The sequence below is a fragment of the Bradyrhizobium sp. T-12 genome (assembly GCF_058314695.1).
Map to the genome: position 1 here is coordinate 5,160,466 of NZ_CM177756.1, position 23,839 is coordinate 5,184,304.

Annotated in this window: 16 protein-coding genes and 1 pseudogene; 9 read left to right on the top strand and 8 right to left on the bottom strand. The window is 56.1% G+C overall.

The features are described from left to right. Window positions 1-2: 2 nt before the first annotated feature. The 3 genes from AC0WRY_RS24620 to wecB form a co-directional block, all read right to left on the bottom strand. Window positions 3-1,307, bottom strand: coding sequence for a nucleotide sugar dehydrogenase (locus AC0WRY_RS24620; protein ID WP_491121405.1), 1,305 nt, complete (start codon window positions 1,305-1,307; stop codon window positions 3-5). 210 nt (window positions 1,308-1,517) lie between these two features. After that, window positions 1,518-2,771 (bottom strand): glycosyltransferase family 4 protein, encoded by a 1,254-nt coding sequence (locus AC0WRY_RS24625; RefSeq protein WP_491121407.1) that lies wholly within the window; start codon window positions 2,769-2,771, stop codon window positions 1,518-1,520. 616 nt (window positions 2,772-3,387) lie between these two features. Next, window positions 3,388-4,446, bottom strand: a complete 1,059-nt coding sequence (gene wecB / locus AC0WRY_RS24630) for a non-hydrolyzing UDP-N-acetylglucosamine 2-epimerase (protein WP_491121409.1) — start codon at window positions 4,444-4,446, stop codon at window positions 3,388-3,390. Between the two features lie 402 nt (window positions 4,447-4,848). Between wecB and AC0WRY_RS24635 the strand changes: the two genes are divergently transcribed. Together AC0WRY_RS24635 and AC0WRY_RS24640 are read left to right on the top strand one after the other, a co-directional pair. Continuing rightward, window positions 4,849-6,447 (top strand): hypothetical protein, encoded by a 1,599-nt coding sequence (locus AC0WRY_RS24635; protein WP_491121411.1) that lies wholly within the window; start codon window positions 4,849-4,851, stop codon window positions 6,445-6,447. Next, the gene (locus tag AC0WRY_RS24640; protein WP_491121413.1) at window positions 6,444-7,670 is read left to right on the top strand and encodes a DegT/DnrJ/EryC1/StrS family aminotransferase; all 1,227 of its coding nucleotides are present in this window, start codon (window positions 6,444-6,446) and stop codon (window positions 7,668-7,670) included. The genes AC0WRY_RS24635 and AC0WRY_RS24640 overlap by 4 nt, the downstream gene beginning before the upstream one ends. Here the strand turns inward: AC0WRY_RS24640 and AC0WRY_RS24645 are convergent. Next, window positions 7,657-8,355 carry a lysylphosphatidylglycerol synthase domain-containing protein gene (locus tag AC0WRY_RS24645; RefSeq protein WP_491121415.1) on the bottom strand — a complete coding sequence of 233 codons (699 nt, stop codon included), beginning with the start codon at window positions 8,353-8,355 and terminating at the stop codon, window positions 7,657-7,659. The two genes, AC0WRY_RS24640 and AC0WRY_RS24645, sit on opposite strands and share 14 nt — an antisense overlap. Window positions 8,356-9,430: 1,075 nt before the next feature. On the opposite strand from AC0WRY_RS24645, the gene AC0WRY_RS24650 reads away from it, so the two are divergent. The 6 genes from AC0WRY_RS24650 (at window position 9,431) to AC0WRY_RS24675 (ending at window position 17,331) form a co-directional block, all read left to right on the top strand. After that, window positions 9,431-10,345, top strand: a complete 915-nt coding sequence (locus AC0WRY_RS24650; RefSeq protein WP_491121417.1) for a polysaccharide deacetylase family protein — start codon at window positions 9,431-9,433, stop codon at window positions 10,343-10,345. A 189-nt stretch (window positions 10,346-10,534) separates the two neighbouring features. Then, window positions 10,535-11,620 (top strand): glycosyltransferase family 2 protein, encoded by a 1,086-nt coding sequence (locus AC0WRY_RS24655; protein ID WP_491121419.1) that lies wholly within the window; start codon window positions 10,535-10,537, stop codon window positions 11,618-11,620. A 56-nt stretch (window positions 11,621-11,676) separates the two neighbouring features. Next, the gene (gene asnB / locus AC0WRY_RS24660) at window positions 11,677-13,506 is read left to right on the top strand and encodes an asparagine synthase (glutamine-hydrolyzing) (protein ID WP_491121421.1); all 1,830 of its coding nucleotides are present in this window, start codon (window positions 11,677-11,679) and stop codon (window positions 13,504-13,506) included. A 425-nt stretch (window positions 13,507-13,931) separates the two neighbouring features. Then, a protein-coding gene (locus AC0WRY_RS24665) for an IS3 family transposase (protein WP_491121423.1) occupies window positions 13,932-15,118 on the top strand; the annotation gives its coding sequence in 2 pieces (ribosomal slippage) (window positions 13,932-14,184 and window positions 14,184-15,118; 1,188 coding nt in all). Between the two features lie 197 nt (window positions 15,119-15,315). Continuing rightward, window positions 15,316-16,101, top strand: a complete 786-nt coding sequence (locus tag AC0WRY_RS24670) for a class I SAM-dependent methyltransferase (protein ID WP_491121425.1) — start codon at window positions 15,316-15,318, stop codon at window positions 16,099-16,101. A gap of 180 nt (window positions 16,102-16,281) precedes the next feature. Then, on the top strand, window positions 16,282-17,331 hold the full coding sequence (locus AC0WRY_RS24675; RefSeq protein ID WP_491121427.1) for a GNAT family N-acetyltransferase: 1,050 nt from the start codon (window positions 16,282-16,284) through the stop codon (window positions 17,329-17,331). Window positions 17,332-17,378: 47 nt separating this feature from the next. On the opposite strand, the gene AC0WRY_RS24680 is transcribed toward AC0WRY_RS24675, so the two are convergent. The 3 genes from AC0WRY_RS24680 to AC0WRY_RS24690 form a co-directional block, all read right to left on the bottom strand. Then, window positions 17,379-18,176 (bottom strand): formyltransferase family protein, encoded by a 798-nt coding sequence (locus AC0WRY_RS24680; protein ID WP_491121429.1) that lies wholly within the window; start codon window positions 18,174-18,176, stop codon window positions 17,379-17,381. Further along, complete coding sequence (locus AC0WRY_RS24685; protein ID WP_491121431.1) at window positions 18,173-20,251, bottom strand: hypothetical protein; 2,079 nt, start codon at window positions 20,249-20,251, stop codon at window positions 18,173-18,175. The genes AC0WRY_RS24680 and AC0WRY_RS24685 overlap by 4 nt, the downstream gene beginning before the upstream one ends. Window positions 20,252-20,490: 239 nt before the next feature. After that, window positions 20,491-20,727, bottom strand: coding sequence for a hypothetical protein (locus AC0WRY_RS24690; RefSeq protein ID WP_491121433.1), 237 nt, complete (start codon window positions 20,725-20,727; stop codon window positions 20,491-20,493). Between the two features lie 253 nt (window positions 20,728-20,980). Between AC0WRY_RS24690 and AC0WRY_RS24695 the strand changes: the two genes are divergently transcribed. Further along, on the top strand, window positions 20,981-22,219 hold the full coding sequence (locus AC0WRY_RS24695) for an O-antigen ligase family protein (protein ID WP_491121435.1): 1,239 nt from the start codon (window positions 20,981-20,983) through the stop codon (window positions 22,217-22,219). A 104-nt stretch (window positions 22,220-22,323) separates the two neighbouring features. On the opposite strand, the pseudogene tnpC reads toward AC0WRY_RS24695, so the two are convergent. Next, window positions 22,324-23,793, bottom strand: a pseudogene (tnpC, locus tag AC0WRY_RS24700) (IS66 family transposase). Window positions 23,794-23,839: the final 46 nt, after the last annotated feature.

The following is a 23,839-nucleotide window of genomic DNA, read 5'->3' on the forward strand; positions in this document are numbered from 1 at the left end:
GATCAAGCCTTGACAATGTGAGCGGCGCCATCACGATACTTGCCCCGGCAATCAACCAGCAATGCGGCATGTGCCTTGATAAGATCGTAGTCAAATTTATCGTGGTCGGTTGCGAGCAGAACGCAATCAAACTCCTTCAAGGATCCGGCCGACAGCGCAACGCTCGACAATGCAAAGCTGTGGTGCCGCATCTTGGGAAACACCGGGATATGCGGATCACTGTAAGCCACTTCGGCGCCAAGATCGCGCAGCTTCTCCATTAAAAAAACAGAGGGCGACTCGCGCATGTCGTCGACATTTTTCTTGTAGGCGATGCCGAGAACGAGAATTTTGCTACCGTTGATCGATCTCTTTATCGCATTCAGCCCGTCCGCGACCTTCGCCACGACATAATCTGGCATCGACGAATTGATCTCGCCTGCGAGCTCGATGAAACGCGTATGCATTCCGTACTCTCGCGCCTTCCAGGTCAGATAGAACGGGTCGATCGGAATGCAGTGGCCGCCTATTCCAGGACCTGGATAATATGGCACAAAACCGAACGGCTTGGTTGCGGCGGCTCGGATTACCTCGTGAATGTCGATTCTCATGCGGTCGGCCACCATCTTCATTTCATTGACGAGACCGATGTTAACAGAGCGATGAATGTTCTCGAGCAGCTTCGTGAGTTCAGCGGCGCGCGTTGAACTGACTGGAACGACCTCATCGATGACGTTACCGTAGAGCGCTAGACCGACTTCGAGGCAATCTAGCGTATGACCACCGCAGACCTTTGGGATAGTTTGGGTGGAAAAGTTCGGATTGCCGGGATCTTCTCTTTCCGGAGAAAACACGAGGAAGACGTCCTCACCAACCGTGAGTCCATTTGACTCAATGCGGGGCTTCAGCTCTTCATCAGTCGTGCCCGGATAAGTAGTGCTTTCGAGCGAAATAACCATGTTCTTGTGTAGATGCGGAACAAGCGACACCATCGTATCTAGGACAAAGCTCAAATCCGGCTCGCGATATCGATTGAGCGGCGTTGGCACACAGAGAATCAGCGCATCAACATCCGAGGCACGCGAGAAAAGCGTCGTCGGCTCGAAAAGCTCTGCGACGGATGCTTTAATTTTCGCCGCCGGAATGTGTTCGATATAGGACTCGCCGCGTACAAGGGCCTCAACCTTACCTAGATCAATGTCAAACCCCACGACGTGGTAGCCAACCTCACAATATCTTAATGCGAGCGGCAATCCAACGTAGCCGAGTCCAACAATGCCGATCACCGCACGTTTTGACCTGAGCTTATCGATCAAATCCAACTTCATGATTTCCCCGGCGCATCAACAAACCCTCGTCAAGGCGTTGAAATACAACAACTATCACTACATGGCAAGTGGCGTCAGGCGGTGCCGTGCATACGCCCCAAAGCGAACCGGCAACGAATTTTAGTCAGAAATTGCGATCTAGACTGATGGCTTCGTCCACCTTCTATACACTCGTGTCCGGCCTGCGCGCCGATTGACAATTTCAGCTCGTCACCTCGTTGGTCTGCTCGAAAGCTCAGAAAGGTATTCGATCATATCGCCGTAAACCCGCTCGGCAGAAAAATGCGACTGGAAAAGTCGTGAGGCGTTGGCGCCAGCACGTTTCTGCAAATGATGATCGTTCATCAAACGTCTCACAATTCGTTCCAGACCATCAGCGTCATTGTTTTGATAGGTCCATCCGCATTGGTTGACCTCAAGAAGTTCGCGCAGTGCGCCCGGTAAGCTGGAAATTACAGGCAAGCCCGCCGAAAAATATTCCAGCGGCTTGTTTGGTAGGCTGAGGGTGAAACTTTCTTCTGCGTGATAGGGCGCGAGTCCCGCCTGCGACATTCGCGTGAGTTTCCAGATTTCCGTGGATCCAATCCAACCCGGCAGAACAATGTTTGGGAGAGCCTGCGACAGGTGCCGCAATTGATCGAAAAAATCACCGCTACCGCAGATTACGAACTGCACCGGTTCATCGCGCATACGCCTCGCCACCTCAACAATGGGCTCAAACTCAAACTGTCGGCCGATGTTTCCCGTGAAAACGACTCGGAAGACCCCCGATTCAACAACACCTCGGTCGCGCCAAAATTGTATAGCGTCACTGATTGCCTTCTCCGTCGGCCGACGTGTGGGATATCCCATCGGGAAAACGCGATCATGCGAGTTACGCGCTCGTTCCGCGCGCCGAACGCCCCAATTGACAAACCCTTCGCTGATTCCAACGACAGCGCTGGCGCCCCTGAAAGCCTGCTTCGTCATCAAAAAATACGGAAAAAGCATCGCGCGAACCAGCGAGGCGGTGCGCCGAGGGGCTAGATGAAGAAAAATATCAGGCCAAAGGTCGCGGACGTCAAGTACGACAGGGACACCTACGCGCCGGCCATAGCGAACCGCCTCGAGACTCAATTCAATGGTCGGAAAGGCACACAGAATGATATCTGGTTTGGTTTCTCGCGCCGCTTGCCGAGCGAACTTCCGCCCAAGAATCCAGTGGTCCATCAGACGACGAAGCGAGATGTTGCGGTTGTATGCAAGACCTCGGAGCAATTTCAACCGCAAGCCAGGCTGAACCTCGACTACCCGGTCATAATCGGCGACATGACTTTTCTTCATATGAAGAAAGGTCGAGGTCCACCAAGTGACATCATGCCCGCTTTCAGCAAGCATCTTAGAGAGAATGCCGGCGCGAAGAAGCCGCTCTTGTCCTTCTTCAATTGGCAATGGCTCACCGACGGTGATGATCCAGACTTTCATGCAAAATCATTTCTTCCACGTCAGTCAAATAGTGAAGTGTTCATGAACGGATAACTCATTGTTCCGGCGTTTCCAACCGGGCAAACCTGCGCGCGGACATCAGATGCTCTTTTCCGGTTGCGGCCATCCGAACTCTGGTTAGACCCAATCCGTGGGGTATTGTGCCGGCAGAGGCGCTACTGCCGTGGTCGGAAATATCCTAACTGGAAAGCGGAATCGGCGCCATTGTATTGAGACAAAACCTGATTTGTCTTTGGTGACGGTATCAGGCACCCATCTGTTTGCACCAACTCGTTCGTCAAAATGCGAAAAGGATGATGCACGACCAGTGAGACTTTGGCCCAGGGTGGCGATTCCAGAGTATTTTCGAGCCTGACCGACAGTACGATTCGTACCTTTCCGAAGCGAGCAGCCCCCCGACGAACTGATATCGCTGAGGGGCAAAGAGATTCGACACCTGCTCAATGCTGCGCACGCCACATTAGCGCCGACATTTTCTATCGCGACTACTCGCGGATCACGAATCGCGCATGAACCGTAGCCAGCAAATGCGTTGCGCGTGTGGATGCGCGAGGACCGATTGCAGATCGTCGGCTCGGAAACGCCTAATTTCGTTCTAGACAACGCGCGCTAACGCGCTAGCGATCGTCTCGGCCGCGTCGCCCATCCCGAAGATGTTGGAAGGCAGTGCGGGTGGCGCGCCCTCACGCAATCCCGCCGCGATCTTAGCTGCATCGGCCCCCACAAGGCGATTGAATCCGCCTTCGATCAGTTCAACCCATTCGGTCTCATCCCGGAGCGTCAAGCAGGGTACGCCGTGGAAGTAAGCCTCCTTCTGAACCCCACCGCTGTCCGTCGCAATCATTCTAGCATTGTGCTCCAGCCATTGCATATCAAGGTAGCCTAACGGCTCGATGACCCGAATGCCGGGGTTGAGGCGGAGACCGACTTCCGTCAGTCTCTTTTGTGTGCGGGGATGAAGCGGCAGAACCACAGAACTCTCGCATTGATTCAGCCCATCCACGATGCTTTTCAAACGCACATGATCATCGGTATTTTCCTTCCGATGAACCGTCACCAGGACATACTCCTTCGATCTCAGTGCGAGCTCATCCAAAATGCGCGACCGCCGAGCAGCAACTTCCGAAAATAGTCTGACCGCATCAAACATGACGTCACCCGCAAAGTGGACTTTGGCGTCATCGACGCCCTCATGCGCCAAATTGTAGACAGCCGTCTGCGACGGGGCGAACAGAACTGTCGAAACATGATCGGTGACGACCCGATTGATCTCTTCCGGCATCCTGCGATTGAACGATCGCAATCCGGCCTCCACGTGCGCAACGGGAATACAAAGTTTCGCCGCAGCCAGCGCACCGGCGAGCGTCGAGTCAGTATCGCCGTAGACCAATACGAGCCCAGGCTTTTCAACCTGGATCACCTTTTCCACGGCCTCCAAAGCGCGACCTGTATTTTCTCCGTGAGAGCCGCCGCCGATCCCCAAATTGTACCTGGGAGCAGGAATTTCCAGTTCTTGAAAAAACACGTCCGACATGTTGCTGTCGAAATGCTGTCCAGTATGAACGATGATTTCCTCGAGCTCCGGTCGGTTAGCGAACGCACGGCTCACCATCGCAGCCTTTACGAACTGCGGCCTCGCACCAACGATAGTCATTATTCTTCTAGACACCCTGCACCCGATCCGTGGCAATGCATGTAGGGCCAAACCGGGATCGGAACCTCCAAATCAAGGGTACCGAATTCACGGGCGCACTGGCATACCTAATGTATATCATGCCCTCTGGGAAACTCAATTGCCCCTCTTGGCGTGACCGTAACTCAGGACGAAGCGAACCGCCCCCCTTAGGAACCAACCTCTGGATTTCTCCGGTTGGCCTGGTAGACACGGATTTGACAATGCAATAGCTGTTTCTACGGCGAATTGTGTGCTGCCGATGCTCGTCCTGTGAGTCAATGCGCTCGGGCGAGAGCCGACTGCAGAACTTCGCTTTTGGGTTGCGCAGGACAAGATATCTGCCCTTCTTGCAACATTAACAATCCTTCCGTATCGATGACAATGTTGGAAACCCCACTGCCGCAGACATCGGGAAACGGTTCGATCTCTGTGCGAGACGCGTATACGCGTGAAGTCAACGCCGTCCTGCCGCGGGTCCTCGCACTGTTCGACGTCGATGGCATTAGCGCAACCCGCGGCTTCGGTGACCGGCTTTACTGGTCCTGGAAGCTAATCGACTACGCAAACGCGACGCCACAAGGCATGGTTCACGGCCTCGCCTTGCTTGCGGCGTCAAACAGGCTTCCTTGGAAAATCGATCGAGCTTCAATCATCGCACGCATCGATACGGCTATCGAAGCAGCCGGCAAACAATGCGCCAGCGATGGCAGTCTTGTCGAAGCTTTCCCTAATGAGAAGTCATTCTGTGTAACGGCATTGGTCGCTTTCGACATCCTGTGCGCGACCGACGCGCTTGAGCACCATATCGACACGGCCACCCAGGCAAAGTGGCGCGGCATTGTCGCTCCCATGATCGCCTTTCTCATGAAATGCGACGAAAGTCACGCCATCATCTCTAATCATCTCGCAACCGCCGCGGCGGCACTGTCGAGATGGGCAGAGTTGGGCGATGCCGCGGCAGCGCGTCGGACATCCGAGATCGTCGCCACTATCTTGCGGCACCAGTCCGGCGAAGGCTGGTTCATGGAGTACGATGGAGCAGATCCGGGATACGAGACGCTGGGGTTGAGCTATCTCGCCGACATCCATCAGCGCCGGCCCAGCGCAGAACTTGATTCTGCCATCGGACGCTCGTTGCAATTCCTTGCCTACGCTGCCCATCCAGATGGTTCGTTTGGCGGATTCTACGGTAGCAGGAATACGCGTTTTATTTATCCTGCAGGGCTAGAAATCCTTTCCAGCAGTTTCCCGGCCGCAGGGGCGCTGGCGGATTTTGCACTTAACAGCATCGAAACCCGGGCCGTGCCGGTGTTGTCGACAATGGATGACTCCAACCTAGCACCGATGTTTAATGCCTACTGCCGCGCGCTATGTGCACCGACCGCAACGATATCCCAATCGTCCGCCACGCTTCCATGGCGCTGCAAGAATTACTGGCGAAAGACGTTTCCTGATTCCGGCTTGATTATCGACAACGGCCCGGAGCACTACACTGTAGTGTCAACGATGAAGGGGGGCCTCGTCTATCATTTTCGAAAAGACAAAGCGGCAAGATCTCTTGTCGATACCGGCGTCGCAGCCGAAATCGGGGGTCGGGTGTTCACGACGCAGGCAGCTGACCGCTCTAACAATGTTGATCTGATAGGGGACAAGCTGGTGATACAGAGCAGCTTCGTTGCTGCAATCTCGGAACAGCAGACACCGTTCAAGATGATCGTGCTGAGATTGCTGTGCCTGAGCCTGTTTCGTAGCCGGGCACTCCTTGAGATCGTCAAGCGAATGCTGGTGCGTCGCTTGATCACGGGAAAAAAAGCCGCGCCGCTGCGCAACCGCCGAACGATCAGCCTGGGGTCCGAGTTGTCTATCGACGATGATATTTCAGGGACCGTCAGCTTTAAGCGCATCTCAGCTTCCCAGCCATTTAGGGCAATACACATGGCAAGCAGTGGTTACTGGCAAATCGGGGACGATACGAAGTGATCCCACGCTTCAGACCCACTCTTGGTGCGGCCGAACTTGGCGCAATCTTCCGACGCGGCTCTGAGAATGATCTCGCAACTTTCGAAGCGGATTTTGCCCGGACAGTGAGACAGAACTTTGCGGTTGCATTTCCTTATGGCCGAACTGGCCTTCTGCTGCTTCTCAAAGCTTTGGGGCTGCGAAATTCAACGGTCATCTGCCCTGCCTACACCTGCGTTGTCGTGCCGCATGCCATCGTTCTCAGCGGCAACAAGCCGATCTTTGTCGATGCCGGCTTTGATGCCAACATGAACTTGGAGCGCGCGGAAGCTGCAATAAGACCGGATACAACTGCCATGATCGCAACTTCGATTTTCGGGAACCCGGTCGACCTCGACAGACTTGCGGAGATTCAGCACCGGCATCCGCGCCTTCTCATCATTCAGGATTGCGCGCATTCGTTCATCGCGGAATGGAATGGAAAGCCGGTCCACACCGCGGGTCAGGCAGCCCTGTTTGCGCTGAATGCTAGCAAGATGATGACCTCCATCTTCGGCGGCATGGTCACGACCGATGACGCCAAGCTCGCCGCTCGACTTGTCGCGGAGCGCGATCGTTCGATCAGGGCCCCCGGTGCCCCGAAGGCGGTGGCCCGCGCACTCTACTTGATGACGCTTTATGCGGCATTTCTGCCGCCAGTCTTCAGCCTGACGGAGTGGCTGTGGCGAAGCGGATTACTGAACCGCTTCACGCGCTATTACGATGAAAGCGTGATTGACATGCCCGACGACTATCTGATCGGCATGACGTCTGTGGAGGCGCGCGTTGGCTCCATACAGTCGAGTCGCCTAGAAAGCTTCATCGAATGCCGCCGCAAGCACGCTGCGTTCTATCGTGAACGCCTTGCGGATATGCCCGCCTTAAATTGGATCGATGCGCCGGTAGGCTCAAGTTTCTCCCATATCGCAGCCCGCGTCGCCAACAAGCAGAGAGTCATAAGCAAGGCACTTGCTCGCGGCGTTCAACTCGGCGAGATCATCGAGTATTCCGTACCTGAGATGGGCTCTTACCGCGCGAACTGTGCCGATCAAGGACCATTTCCGGTATCAAGCGCACTGTCGCGCGAGATCATCAATCTGCCGGTGTCGGGACGGTTCGATCGCTCTTTAGCGGAAAAGGTCGTTCGCGACTTGCGCGCCATTCTTGTAGATGAACCGGCAATCGTCGCGCTCACCCGCCGTTGAGCCGGCCACCATTAGCCGAGGTTTCGCGAATATAGGCGATCGCCTTGCCGGCGAACGATTTTAAACCGATCTTTTCCCTTGCTAGCACGCATACTCCGATCGAGGTTGATAGAGCTTGCGATGCGATCCGCATACCAATGGACAGCGCCGGCGCCTCGCCGACGGAAAATCCGCAATATTTCAATGCCACCACAACAGTTACCTCGAATGTACCGGCGCTGGCGGGTGCGATGCTGAGGGTTAGGCCAACGGTACTCGCCATGAAGACAATGAGACCTTGGGTCAAGCTAATAGGCCGATCGGCTGCCAACACGAGGAACGCATACGTCGTCAGGAACGAAAAGAACCATGCTGAGATGCCCAACGCCAAAGCGGGAAACAGCATTCGCGGCAAGAGATTTTCCCGACATTGATCTAAGAGCCGCATTATCGCAACTTTGATCTTTTCAAACGGTAGAAGCTGGATAAGTCCGCGCACCCATTCAGGCTTGGCGAGGGCCATGAGTGTCGATCCACACACGGAGAGCAGCAGCAACGCGACGGACAGCCGCACACCTTCAAACGACCCGCTGCCCGCCTGGTAAGCCGTAAGCACGATTGCGATGGCAACAATAACGACATCAGCTAATCGTTCGACGACAACCGCCGCAAAAGCATCCGCCGCGGGGATCTTGTCACGCTCCATCAAATAGAGAGGTTTGATAAATTCTGATATCCGCCCCGTACAAACAACTGGAACGCCGCGGCCAGGCACTTAGCTTTAAAGACATGAATCGCGCTAACGTTCCGGCAAGTAACAACAAGCGCCAAGCAATGAAGACGGCAGAAAGCGCGCTCAACGGTTGAACCACGACGACTGCAACCATGAGCTTCAGATTAATGTATGCGGCTGCTCCAGAGATCACAAATGCTGCTGTGAACAGAAATGCTACAACGGCGACAAGTATCACACACGCTTAGACGGTTGCATCATCTGCTGAGCGGTCCATTGCTGATAGTCGGATTCATGACCCGCCCGACCCACTTACCGCGCCTGGTGCCTCAGGGGCGCTCGAGCAGGCCGACACCAGCTTTTCGACTGAGATCAGTTGGTTTGGAGGCGGGATCAACCGGCTCATGAACCTCGGATCGTCTTTGGCAAGCCGCTCTTACGCCGACATGTGCTGCCTGTCGACCAGTTGTCGTGCAGATAAAAACAGTAGGCCAGCAGCAATTTTAGCTATAGACGACCGTTTCTCTGGGATGCAACTAGCCTTAAGCTGGAGATTCTTGGGCCGGAAACGAAACGATCTGGCCGTCAGCGCGGCCTTTCACGATTACACTCGCTAGGGGACGAGCACACCCGTATGAATTCAGGACCGGCAATAGCTGTGCCAGCCAGCAATCCTTCTGGCCCTGCCGGCGCGCGCGACTGGATCATCGCATGTGGCCAGCGCTACTGGCCCGGTGCTAAGGGCGCCGCTCAACTTGCAGCCCTCCCGCAACCCTCTGTGCGATGGACGGCGACGCGAAACTGCCAGTTCGTCGAGCTCCCGCCCTGGGCTGCCCAGGCAGCTCCCAATGGGGCTTCAGGGTTGCTTGTGGACCGGTCTGCGATCTCTGAGGGTACTGGCTCCGCGTTTGAACGCTGCAACTGGTTTGCGGCAGCATTTTTCTTCTTATCGGGAGCACAGGAAGGATTCGATTCTCAAACCTCGTACAGCGGATCCACAGGGGTTGGCGATCCCAGGCTGTTCGAGCGCGCATGGGTCAATCGACACATGCTTATTCTTCGCAAGCTCGCGGCGCGGCACGCTGCCCGGCCTGAGGAGGAACTATTCGGTCCGCTGCCGGCATTCGAGATCGATCTCACCCACGACGTCGATGCCGTCCGCAAGACCCCCGAGATCAGACTGAAGCAATCTGCATTTATCGGCTTTAACGCTGCCCGGCGGGCACTATCGGGGGACTGGCGCGGGGCCGGGACGACGGCGATCCACGCGACCCGCTTTCTTGCGACGACGCCCTCTTATCGCATGATCGAGCGCATGCGCCACATGGAAATGGACGCTGGCGTACGCAGCACGTTTCACGTCTACGGCGGCCCGCCCGGGCTGCGAAGACGTTCGCCCATGCGCATGCTGCTCGATCCGGCTTACGACGCCACGGCTCCGGAGTTGCGCGAAGAATGGCGCAAACTGCTGGACGGAGGCTGGCATATCGGCGTCCATCCTTCGTTTCACAGTTCTGAAGACTCCGACACCATCCGGCGGGAAAAGCTCAAAGTCGCAGAAGCTTGCGGGCTCACGGTGACCCGTTGCCGCCAGCACTGGCTGAGATTTTCCTGGAAGCGTACGTGGCGCGCGCAATCCGACGCCGGTCTGGCCCTCGACACAACCCTTGGCTTCAACGACAGGCCCGCCTTCAGGAACGGCGCGGCCCTTCGCTTTCACCCTTGGAATATGGCGGTGGGCGCCCCGCTGTCGATCGTTGCGTTACCGATGATAGCTATGGACTCTCACTTCTACGATTATCAGACCATCGACGCTGTTGAGCGGCGACATGCCATCCGTTACTGGATCGATGAGATGCGCGCAGTTGGTGGTGCAGGCAGCCTCAACTGGCACCCGCACACCCTGTCCGACGACTACGGCTGGGAAGGGGGTTTTCGCGATTTGTTGGAGCTAATTGCTTGACTTCAGCAGGGTTTTCAGCATTGCAGCGAGCGCCGTGAACGGGTATCAACGACTTCATATTGCATTTTCGGCTCGTCCCGCGCGGCCGTCAGCGGTACTTCTACCGGACCCGCCCGCCTGAATCGAAATTGAGCGCCAATCAGGCACCCGCACGCCTATATGGCGAACCGGCCTTCGATACGAGATCGCATGATGAATTCTATCGCACCTAGCAACGTCGAGTTAAGCCTGATCATTCCAGCCTACAACGAATCTGCGATCATCCTGCGAAACGTCGAAGAAGTTGAAAGGTGGATGGAAAGCCATCTCCCGGACACCGCCTATGAACTTATCGTTGTGGATGACGGCTCCACCGATACAATGGGACAGCTGCTCGACGAACGTGCCAAAACCGATCCGATCCTCCGGTGTCTTCGTCACAACGGAAACCGGGGCCGCGGCCGCGCCATACGCACCGGCTTCGAGGCTAGCCACGGACGCTATACCATCTGCCTCGATGCAGATCTGTCCTACGCGCCGGAACACATTGCACGCCTGCTGGAGCCCCTGCGTCGGGGACAGGCAGACATTACACTGGCCTCTGCCTATCACTCCGAAGGAAGCGTCAGCAATGTCCCCGCCTCACGGGCGCTGTTGTCTCGCTGGGGCAACCGTGTTCTCAGCGCCGGTCTCAGGGGAAAATACCAGACCGTGACCTGCGTGGTGCGCGGATTCACCCGTGAGGTACTCGATCAGCTCGAACTCATCAACGACGGCAAGGACCTGCATCTAGAGATCATTCAGAAGGCCGAGCTTTTTGGCCTTCGTGTCGTCGAGATTCCCGCCGATTTGAAGTGGCGCGATCGAGACCGAGGCCGCAAGCGCAAGACGCGCCTACTGGATTACATCCCTTTCATCTCCATGTCCGGAACGATCGCCTCGCATCTTTCTTACAATTATGTACTGCGACCGGGCGCGATCCTAAACATTCCGATGCTGAGCCTTGCCTTTACGACTGTCGTCGGGCTTTTGCTGCTGACATATTCATTCATCTACAGCGTTATCTTTTCGCCCGGTGTATTCGATATGGCGAAGATATATCACGCGCTTCGGCAAACTTTGATCGACGGCCAGCTGACCGTTTCGCTGACCGTCAGTTCACTTGTCCTCTCGATGGTCTTCATCGCGTTTTACTTCGCCTCTCAGCAAAACAAGCGGAACTATGAAGAGCTCTATACGCTTTTGAATCGTATGAACGCTCGCCTAAAGGATATCGAAGCAAAGAAGGACCGTTGATGTGTGGCATTTGTGGATGTGTCGGCGCGAATAACAACAAGCACCGCGTGAGGGCAATGCTCGAGCGCCTCGCGCATCGCGGGCCCGATGATGAAGGACTCTGGCAAAGCGACCTCGTGGCACTAGGTCACAAGCGACTCGCGATCGTCGATCTGTCGAAAGACGGGCACCAACCCATGAGCACTCAGGACGGCACGCTGACAGCGGTTGTGAATGGAGAAATCTACAACTATAACGACCTACGCGCATCGCTGGAATCGCAGGGTGCGCGCTTCCAATCTCGGAGTGACAGCGAAGTTGTTCTACATGCCTACCGAGCCGACGGAGTTGCGTCCTTTAGCAGGCTCAACGGAATGTTTGCTTATGGCCTCTGGGACACTGCCGCGAAAAAGCTGTTCGTCGTTCGCGACCGGCTGGGCATCAAGCCCGTCTACTACTGGCATGACAGCGCAAGCGGCGCGTTCCATTTCGCCTCCGAAATCAAGGCCATTCTCGCTGCATCTGGCCGTTCTCGCTGGAGCATCGATGCCCAGGGGCTCGGTCAATATCTGACTTATCAGAACACTATTGGCGATTGCACACTGTTCGCTGGAATTAAAATGGTCCCCCCCGGCCAATATCTCGAATACAGTGACGGGAAAATCCGGGTCGAACCCTACTGGCGGCCGGAGCTGCTACAAACGGGGATAACAGATTTCCCAAATGCCGTTGGTGCATTCCAATTGGCCTTCACACGCGCGGTCGATCGGCACTTAATGAGTGACGTGCCGGTCGCGTGCTATCTCAGTTCCGGTTTCGACAGCTCAATGGTGAGCGCGGAAGCTACTCGACATTTGAGTCAACCACCGCTTGCGTTTACCGGACGATTTCTGGATGGTCCTTGGTATGACGAGTCTGCCGGAGCAGATGAGGTCGCAAAGCATGTCGGCATTCCGCTCAGTAAGATTGATATTTCGGCGAACGATTTCGCAACGCACTTCGATGACGTGATCCTCGCGCTCGACGAACCGCGCATGGGAATCGGCGCATTCTCACAGTTCATGGTTGCCAAGGAAGCATCGCGCGACCGCAAGGTCATTCTTACCGGCCACGGCGGCGATGAACTTTTCTCCGGCTACCCAATCTTTAAACTTGCCAAGATAATGGATACAGGCCTACGTGGCTCTTCGCTGCGTTCCCTACGTCTATCAGAACTGCCGCACCTCGCTTATTTCGGGATAAAGCAGATGCAGCGCCGGTCGGACGGGGGCGTTCTACCCGTGCTGTTCAATGAGCGCGAACAATCACGTATTCTCGGGACATCAGCGGCCGCCGCTGTCGCGTCGTCTCGTAAAGCGCCGTGGCTCGACGAAATCACCGAGTCTGCATTGTCGATATATCAACGCATTCTGCTGACCTATCTTCGTGTGTATCTGCCTGGCCTGCTTGTTGTAGAGGACAAGATATCGATGGCGCATGCACTTGAAGCGCGCACGCCGTTTCTCGACCATGAGATGGTCGCCTTATCGCTAAGCATATCTGAAACGGCGAAGCTGCACGGAGGTGTACTCAAGGCCATCATCAAGCAGGCGGCACGATCCGTGCTGCCGATGGCAATTTTCAAAATGCCAAAACGCGGTTTTCCAACGCCGCTCTCCGTATGGCTTCGCGGGCCACTCTCTGGATGGCTGCGCACCCGGCTGTGCGGACCCGAGTCGCGGCTGGCACGCATTTTCGCAGAAGACTATGCGGAACAGGCCGTTGAGTCTTATCTGAGATCCTGGCGGCGCCATATTCGACCGCTTGATGAGATTGCCACCCACCGAATGTGGATGCTGTTGTGTCTGGAAAGCTGGCTGCGGCAGACCGAAAAGCACTACGGGGTTAGCCTTTCAATCGAGGGCTAAACCTCCATTCGGCAACAACAGGCCTTCTTCCCTCGTGAGTGTTTCCGCCCCAGAATGCAAGGTGGTAAAGAAGCACGTGGTTCAATTGGATTTCTAGAACATCCCCTCACCATACGTCCCGGCCCCCCTCTCGCTTTTCTTTGGCGTGTTCTATCTGGTCCGATCACGATCTGGCAGCTCGCCGATTGAGGTGGCGATGCTATCGAGATCGACGCGGCCCCCAATGACGGCTGCAGCAAGCAACTGGGCGGAACCCTCCCTGGCTGCGGTTTTTAGGGCCTCCACCGCAACAAGGCGCAATGAGGCTGCAGCTAACTGTTCGAAAAGACCGATGTAGTGGGTCGAAGCCTTCCTTCCAACCTGTGACCTGCCACTGAGTATTTCCTCCAGAAGGAGTAGAGTTCGGCCTGACGAAGGACGGACAAATGAAGCGAGCAAGGTTCACGGAAGAGCAGATTATCGCGGTGTTGAAGGAGCATGAGGCCGGGGCGAAGACGGCCGACCTGGCTCGCAAGCACGGGATCTCCGAAGCGACAATCTACAACTGGAAGGCCAAATTCGGCGGCATGGATGTCTCCGAGGCGAAGCGGCTTCGGGCATTGGAGGAGGAGAACGCGAAGCTGAAGAAGCTTCTCGCCGAGCAGATGCTCGATGCGGCCGCGCTTCGCGAGCTCCTTTCAAAAAAATGGTAGGGCCCGCCGCCAAGCGCGCTGCGGTCGCGCATCTGCAGGCTGTCATGAGCCTGTCGGAACGGCGGGCCTGCTCGATCGTGGGCGCAGATCGGAAGATGATCCGCTATCGCTCCAGCCGTCCTCCGGACGCGACTCTCCGTGGCCGACTGCGTGACCTCGCCAACGAGCGGCGACGTTTTGGCTACCGCCGGCTGTTTGTCTTGCTGCGCCGGGAGGGCGAGCCGTCGGGGATCAATCGGATCTACCGGCTTTATCGTGAGGAAGGGCTCACCGTCCGCAAGCGGCGGGCTCGCCGCAAGGCTGTGGGGACCCGTGCCCCGATCCTGGTCGAGGCGAGGCCCAACGCGCGCTGGTCACTGGATTTCGTCCACGACCAGTTCGCCAACGGCCGGCGCTTCCGCATCCTCAACATTGTCGACGACGTCACCAAGGATTGTCTGGGCGCCATTCCGGACACATCGATCTCGGGGCGGCGCGTGGCCCGCGAACTGACGGCGATCGTCGAGCGACGCGGCAAGCCAGGAATGATCGTGTCCGACCATGGCACCGAGTTCACCTGCAACGCCATGCTCGCCTGGTGCAAGGACACAGCCATCGACTGGCACTTCATCGCACCGGGAAAGCCGATGCAGAACGGCTTCGTCGAGAGTTTCAACGGCCGGATGCGCGACGAACTGCTCAACGAGACCCTGTTCTTCGATCTCGACGACGCCCGCGCCAAGATCGCCAACTGGGTTGCCGACTACAATCTCCAGCGGCCTCACTCGTCGCTGAAATACCTCACCCCCGCGGCCTATGCCGCTCACCTCACCGCAACGGACGATCGGCTACGCAACCCCGACCAGCTTCGCCGATCGTCCGTTGCTCCACCCGCGCCACTTGGCGTACAAGACCCCGAGGCTCTAACCGCCGCCGGATGAAAGTTCAGTGGCAGGTCACCTGAGGCGAACGTCGGCATCACGTTAACTGCCTGCGCGAGTTCAATCCGCAATCCGTCTGACATGACGGATATTTACCAGCGGGGTAGTGGCTACGGGACGCGGCGCTCCAAGGCGTCGGGCATAAGCCCGGCACCGAGTAGTGGAATAGTGCTTCAGGGTTGTGCTAGCATTTACCTATGTCGAACACATCTCCTCAGACCTACCGCGCGTTTGCTCGCCAGTTGCCGTACTGGATTGGGTCACGCCTATTTGGCGACCGCGAGCGATTTGGAAGGGTTATTGACCCGGCAAACCCTATGTGGATTGATTGGCAAAAGCAGAGTGTCGAGTTCTATGGAGCAACCCAAAGAACGGGCGTCGGTATCGTGGTCAACCGCGCTGGGTATGAAATCATGCGCGACGTCGATCTCACTGGAAAACGAGTACTTGAAATCGGTCCCGCCGCGCTCGAGCACATGGTTTTTTGGAACGGAAAGCCCGCGCACTTTACCGGCGTTGACGTGAACAGCAGCTATCTCGAAATGGCGAGTGAACGACTTGAGGCAAAGAATATTCCATTCGCCTCTCAGCTTGTTGATAAGACGGCATCGCTGCCTTTCACGGACAATAGCTTCGATGTAATCCTGTCCTTCTCTTCCCTCGAACATATCCAACCAATTGAGCCGTACTTACTTGAATTACGGCGTGTCCTGCGGCCGGGCGGCATCGTCGCTGGCTCAATCCCGTGCGAAGGTGGCCTAGCTTGGGGGCTTGGCAGATTCCTGACATCAAGACGTTGGCTACAAAAGAACACAACGATCAATCCAGATTTCGTAATCTGTTGGGAGCACCCCAATTTTGCAGATGAGATTCTGAACGCATTGTCAAAAACTTTTGCGATCGAGCATATCACGTTCTGGCCGCTGCTCGTCCCGCTAGTTGACGTTAATTTGATAGCCAAGTTCCTGGGGCGGAAGGTCTAAAAAACCCATAACTCTGCTGATGCCAGCGCATCCACGTGGGGCTGGAGAATGCTAGCGTCAAACGGTTAACTCAACGTCGATAGCGGGTACTCGATTGGGAAGTATCTCAGCTCGTCGCCCCCTTCGAGATTGTGCAAGAGTAGATCTATGTCGATGCCTCAGCAAACTGGCGATGCTCGAATGGTCGACACGAAAGCGATGACAGAAGCCACCATTTCTCCACTGAATGAGAGTATTTCGGCTCGGGCTACGCTATTCCTCGAGCCTGATCTTATTGATGTTTTAGCAAGTGTTTATCGCTGTATGCCTCAAAAGCTGGGGGTCACATTTGCCGGCCAATCCGTTTCGGCGTTTCACGTCAAACGGCCGGGCACCGATCGAATATGCTTTGCACCATTCAACTTTCAACCCGTGCTTCGCGATCTTGCGCCTGAAATCGCGCGCGCCATCGTCGCCATGGCAAAAGGCACAAATTTGAAGTCGACGGCGCGCATCAAGCTCCATCATGCACTGCCGGATAGGACTGTCAATGAACTAGGTCTGGAGGTCGCATCAAATAGCGTTGAGACTTTATTGGCTCTTGGGCCGGACGCCGAGGCCACGATCGCGGCGTTACCGAAGAAGCAGCGTTGGAAGCTAAAGACGGCACGAGCTGATGCCGCAAAAGCTGGAGTGAGTGTCAGACGATTCACTGACGAGGCGACCTTGCAACATTTTTACGACATAATGTTGCGAGCCTATCGCGATAAGCACCACATGCTGCCCCAACCTTATGCTTTGCTTTGCAAGCTCCTGACATTAAGAAATGGCAAGCGGAGTTGCGAGGGCTATATCGCGGAGCGCAGCTGTAATGGCGAAGTTCTTGGTGGAATCTTTGTAGAGAAGGATGAAGTCCAGTGGAGTTACGCTTGGGCAGCGAACGCTCCAGATCTGAACATCGAGTCACTTGGATTGGGTACTCTTCTTGTAGGTCAGGCAATTTGCGATGCCGCCGACGCGGGAATATCGCTGTTCAGTTTTGGTGTCTCACCTCTTTCTCACCATATGCTCAGAAAATTCAAACGAAACTGGGGAGCCGAAGAGCATCTCGTATATGAATATTTCTGGAACGAAAAACCCCATCTGTCAGACCTTCATGCCAACTTCAACCTCGCCAAAAAGGTCCTTTCGATATCACCATTGTCGGTAATCCGAGCTGCATCTTCTATCGCCGTGAGATGGCTCGTCTGACTAAAGCCCCAGCTCACAACTGGTGGGGTTGCGGCTATTGGCTTTAGTCAATGTCTTCGCCATTGCGCGCGCTTGAGATTGAACACCGCACGCAACCAGGTCGATAGACCAGGATAAGGATAGTAGCAGGAAGTCAGATTGTTAAACGTGGTTGGCGCGACAGGAAATACCCCACCATTGGCAATGCTGATAGCGAGGGCGGCGCCAGCACGCTGGGAGGCGACAAATGTATCCTCAACCCCGAGGTTCATAGCTACAGGATCAATAGCAGCGTAAGCGATGACTGGTCCGGTGTCGATGCCAGCATCCACGTAGTGGACCGTCGCTCCCACAAGATCAAAGCGTCCCTCGCTGATCGCCCAGACGTTCCCGGCGCCACGATAGCGTGGATTGATCCCTGGATGCACGTTTATGATGGGCCGGCCAATCGCTCTCAATTGCGCAGCTGAAAGGACGGAGCAAAGATTGAGGATGATCAATCGTGCATCAATCTCGGTCACGAAGCGAGAAAATTCAGGACTGTTGCAAGTCGACACGATTAGATCCGGAGTAACTTTGGCTGTCGACTGACGCAGTCGGATACGGTGAACAAGCGCCTGCATTAAGCGGGCGGCAAGTGCGTCGATGACGCTAAACCAGCCACGGCTGCGAGCTCGGCGCTTGATGAACTGCAATAGTCGCGCCTCGTTAGGCGGCCGCTCTTCTACGATAAATAGGCCACCATGGGGAAAATGCTGCGCATAAAACGCAGCGATCTCGCGTGCGACGGAGGATGCACCTGACAAAAGGACGATTGGTGGACTGACCTGCGAAAAACTAGCCGGGTCGACGCTAGGCAATGTCATTGAGTCGCTCCCGCTGATTGAACTGCTGCAATGACAAAGTGACTATTTCTAAATACTACCGGAAGCGGCGGATCCCCCTTAAGCCGAGCTGCTTGAAACACAAAATAAGAAATTCCGAACGCTTGCGCCAACCGCTCAAGATCTGATCGGTCCATCGCGTAGAACCTTTCTTCGGCATCATTTGTGATGCGGTCTAGTAAGGGCGCCATTCTACGGCTTGTCGGATCATAGATGTAGTCTGGATTCGAAAGGCCTAACGCGCGGTAGCGTCGAAAGCCCTCCTCCAAAATCGCTTCCTGCGAGTTGTATAGAACGCTGACCAACAGCCATTCGCGAGGCGTCCCGAACGATGGTCGATGCGACTTATCACGCCAGAAATAAGAGAACGTCGGATCAACCATAAAGATCGATTTCTCAGGAGTATGCGCTCGGGCCCAAAGTTGCGCCTCAAGCGCACCGTCCGCGAGTGCGAGCGTTGCTTTGTCGCGGAGAGTGTCAAATTTCGGCGCATTGATCAACGCCATCACCATCACCGGAAACAGCGCGGTCAGGGTCTGAAATGCGGGCCTCCAGCCCGTCCGTTCTTTAGAATCGAGAACGAACGAAAGACCGGTAACAAGCGCGGCCAGCCCAAGTAAAGGTCGGTTCAGTCCTGTATATTCGGAGCTCAACGGATCAGGTATCAAGCCCATCAATGAATAAAAGATGAGCAGCGCAACGATCAAAGCCATTAAAGCGATCGCAGTTCGCAAGCCAAATCCGACATCGCGTGAACGCCAGGCAAGATAGGCGCCACATCCAATTCGAAGACCAACCGGCAATGGCGCAAATCCGTTTTCGAAGAAGAACGGAAAAAAAAGAAGGTAGGCTGAGAGGAAGCGCTCGACAGCGTTACCCTTGCGGATGTCTCGAACAAGTTCTGGGATAACCACCAACCCCCCGATGAGTAGAACGGTCGTGTCAGCGCGGTGTAAAGCCACCTTGATCAGCGGCGGCCATGAGACTGTCTCCGCAATCACCAAACCAGCGCAACAAACCGCCGACAGCAGGATTGCACCCAAAGCAAGCTTGGGACGTACAGAATCAGGCAAAATCCGTGAGTCAAAGGACCACGCTATCAAGCTCAACGTGCTAAGCAATGGAAGGAGTTTGTACCAGAACAATTCCCAATAAAAACCGTTGTAAGACGGAAACCAGTGATAGTTCTGCGCGCGATTGAGTGCGATAAATGTCTTGGCGTCGACCGCCCCCCCGGTAATCGTTGCGTGGCTGGCAATGTAGAAAAACCAAGACCCGCACCCGATTGCTACAATAAGAAATGAGACCAATACTTGTGTCGTCCACTTAAGATCATTTTTCTGATATTCGAAGAAGAACGCCCCGACAAAAATGAGACCGCCGAATATCGCACTGATGGGATGAATCATAAATTCAAGAACAAGAAAGCCCGCGGCTGCGATATAGTTCCGACGGACTGTCTCTGCGACGACGATCAAGAAACAGGCATGAGCAAACGCGTAGACCCAGCCGAAATATGGAAACTGTATCTGCGCCATATCCGGCGTCAAGAAGCTGCTGCCAGCATACGAAATCGCGACTATCGCCGCAACCGGCCATCCGCTAATTGGCAACAGGCGTCGCACGGCGTAAACCACAGATCCAGCAAATAGCGCGATCTCTAGAAAAATCATGCCCCCCCATACGGTCGTAACACTGACTCCCGCACGATCGAACAAGGGATACACGTGATATACGATTGAATTCAGTAGCGTGAGTATGCCGCTCGGAAAGCCGCCTGCGAGCATATCAGGATGATTGGCTGCAAGAGCTAACTGCTCCGGAGTATAGCCTGACCAGGCTGCTAGGGCGTCTAGATGGCGCGATCGGAAGTAACCGAGAGTGACGACGTACACAGCGACGGCGATCCCGGCCAATAATTTCCGACGCGACTCGTGCATCCCCCCAGTATCGCGCATCAAAATGCTTTCTCCTAGCCATCCACTATTCTTGGGGCGTTTAATACCCCCAATACGTGTCCCGGCGCCAATCTTTTCAGGAATGTCAGCGAAGAACAATGCTTGCCATATCTTTGATCTGCTCCGGAATATTAGATTTGGCTCCACTAAATCTGAACACCCCGACAAGTGGAGGTTTCTGCCTGAGTGCTGGCAACATTCGCCCGGGGCTTGGGTGGACGATGAGCAGACGCTCGCGCCGGAACCACGCACCGGCTTTCAAGACGAAGGTGGCTAGCCGCTGTCAGGGCAACCGAACGCGCTCGGCGCCGCCGAGTGCTCGGCCCAACGGACAAATGCTACGGCGATGACAGCCGTCGCGTGAGATCCCAGCAGGCAAAATCGGCTGGAGAACGTTTTTCCAGGCGAACGCTCACCAAGGCGAGATTACTGAGCGCAAGGCCATGAGCCACCTTGAGCACGATCTGCGGATCACCTGGCAGGCAGAAGCTTTGAATACCAGCCGTGGCAGAGTCTCTTACCTGCCAGGTCCGGTGTTGCCGACGACCTCGCTGCCATGCGACGCCTTTACGCATGCGTCTGGAGCTTCCTTTCGGCGGTTCGAGGGCCTGCCCTCTGCCGAGGGTTGCAGGATCGGCGGCCGGCATGTCAAAATACCAAGGCGGAAAATGGGAAGCGAGGCACGCTGCCGCCGTCCGCGCGCCACCAAGGCCCGAGCCCGACCATGTATCTATTTTCAGTACCTCGATATTTCGGGCTCGTCACAGAGGAGCGACGCGTTTGAATCGACTTACGCGCGGTTGGAGCTGCGCTTTTTGGTGCTCCCGAATGGCTGATTACTTTGCAGTGTCGATGGCGGCTTCCCTGCCCTGGTCGACGACTATCTTTGGTATCTTCACGACGCTTTGGTTGTTCACGCTCGCAACGGCGTTTGATATGTCGCAGTTCCGGAAGCAACTCCAACATCCTGCGTGCTGGTTGCCAATCGCATTGTTCGGTCTTGCGGTAATCGGAATGGTGTGGGCCGACGCTTCGTGGGGGGCGCGGGTTCATGCCACGGCATCGATGACGAAGCTGTTGGCTATTCCGCTGCTCATTTATCAGTTTGGACGTTCGGAACGCGGAATAAAGCTATTCCTCGCCTTTCTTGCATCTTGTACGGTTCTGCTTGTGCTGTCTTGGCTCAACTGGCTCGATCCACGAACCATCCTGTTCTCGGATCGAACGGTGGGAGTTCCCGTCAAGAACTGGATCACGCAGGGTGTCGAATTCACGCTGTGCATTTTCGGCGCTGCTGCACTCGCAGTGAGGATGTGGAGAGATCATAGGCCTTACATCGCAGCGGGCTTTCTCGCCTTGGCGCTCGCGTTTTTGCTCAACTTGGCGTTTGTCGCCTCATCGAGAACCTCGCTAGTTTCGCTGCCCATCCTGCTCTTTATCTCGACCCACAGGTATCTCGATTGGCGGCGCAAGCTCTTTCTCTATCTGGCTATGATCGCCGTAGCCGTACTCGCTTGGTGCTTCGCTTCCAATCTGCGATTCCGCATCGAAAGTCTCCAGCGACAGTATACCTCGACCAGTAGTCAACCGACATCCGTGAGAATCCGTCTCTTGTATTGGTCGAAGGCGCTCGAGTTCATCCGCAGCGCCCCGTTGGCCGGTCATGGCACGGGCTCGATACGAGGTCTGTTCGAGCGCGATGCCATAGGAAAGCCCGTGGTGGACGAACAGATCGTCGCCAATCCGCACAACCAGACTCTTTATTTTGGCATCGAGTGGGGCTTGATCGGAGTCATTTTGCTTTATGCGATGTGGATCAACCATTTTATGATGTTTGCGGAAATGCGCTGGGTTTCCTGGATTGGAATGATAGTGGTCAGCCAGAACATCTTCGACTCCCTCTTTAATTCACACCTATCAGACTATGTAGAAGGCTGGATTTACGTAATGGGCGTCGGTGTCGCGGCCGGTCTGACATCGAGGTTTCGCAACTCGGCTGTCATTTCAATTGAGCGATCTCAATTCCCGTGCCGGTCCGGAATTCCGGCCCGGTTATTAAACTCATAGAAACTCACCAGAACGAGTCGCGACACTGGTTGCACGTGCCGGAACTCGCCGAACGTGAGCCCTTTTCTCTTCACTGGCCCCAATTTCAGTCGTAAGCGTCGTTCTTAGGCCACAGCTTTGAGGGCTTGAGCGCGGTAGGCCCAAGGCAATAGCTGGTCGATGTCGCGGTTGGGATGACCGCTGACGATCCTGGTCAAGACGTCCGTGAGATAGGCGAGCGGATCGACGTCGTTGATCTTGCAGGTCTCGACCAAGGTTGCGACGATGGCCCAATGTTCGGCGCCCCCGTCGGATCCGGCAAACAGCGCATTCTTCCGACTGAGCTTGATGCCACGGATTGATCGCTCGACCGTGTTGTTGTCGAGTTCGATGCGGCCGTCATCGATAAAGCGCGTTAAGCCTTGCCAGCGCGAGAGGGCGTAGCGGATGGCCTCGGCGAGCTTGATCTTCTGGCTGATGAGAGCCAGCTTGGCGCGCAGCCATACCTCGAAGGCATCGGCCAGTGGTCGGCTCTTCTGCTGCCGCACGAGGCGCCGCTCCTCCGCACTGCGGCCGCGGATCTCCTTCTGATCGCATAGAATGCGGCGATGTGCTTCAGCGCCTCACTCGCGATCGGAGCGGGGCCGGCTGTCGCGAGTTCGTAGAAGTTGCGCCGCATGTGCACCCAACAGAAGGCGAGCTCGACCCCGCCACGTTCGGCAAGCTTTGGGTAGGCGTTGTAGCCATCGACCTGCAGGACGCCCTTGAAGCCAGCAAGATGGCTGAACAGCCGCTCGGCTTTTCGATCGGGTGCATAGACATAGGCGATGCCGGGCGGATCTAGGCCGCTCCAGGGCCGGTCGTCGGCGGCATAGGCCCAGAGCTGGCCGGTCTTGGTGCGCCCTCGACCGGGATCGAGCACCGGCACCGTGGTCTCGTCGGCGAACAGCTTCGACCTTGCTCTAAGTACCGTGAGAAGGCGCTCGTGCAGCGGGCGCAGATGGAAGGCGGCATGCCCAACCCAGTCCGCCAGCGTTGATCGATCGAGATGGATGCCCTGACGGGCGTAGATCTGGGCTTGCCGGTAGAGCGGCAGATGATCGGCATATTTGGACACCAGAACCTGGGCGACGGTTGCCTCCGTGGGCAGGCCCCCCTCGATCAACCGGGCCGGAGCCTCGGCCTGCAGGACGCCATCTCCGCAGCCTCGGCAGGCGTATTTGGGACGTCGGGTGACGACAACGCGGAACTGCCGGCACAATGTCCAGCCGCTCGGTCTTGTCTTCGCCGAGCAGTTCGCCCTGGCAGCAGGGGCAGGTCTTGTCGTCGATGTCGACAACGACCTCGATCCGCGGCAGATGCGCCGGCAGTGCTCCGCGATTGACGCGCCGCTTGCGTGCGCGCTCCACTCGGCCTTCAGGGGTTGTCTCGTCCTGACCGGCCTCGGCAGAGGCTGCGACCTGTTGGACGTCCTCGAGGCCCAGCAGCATCTGCTCCTCGGGGAGCGTCTCGGCCTTCCGGCCAAAGCGGTGGCGTTGCAGCTCCTTGATAATCTGACGCAGCCGTTCGCTCTCGTGACGCGCTGCCAGCAGCATCGCCTTGAGCGTCTCAGGATCATCAGGAAGGTTATCGCTCACTGGC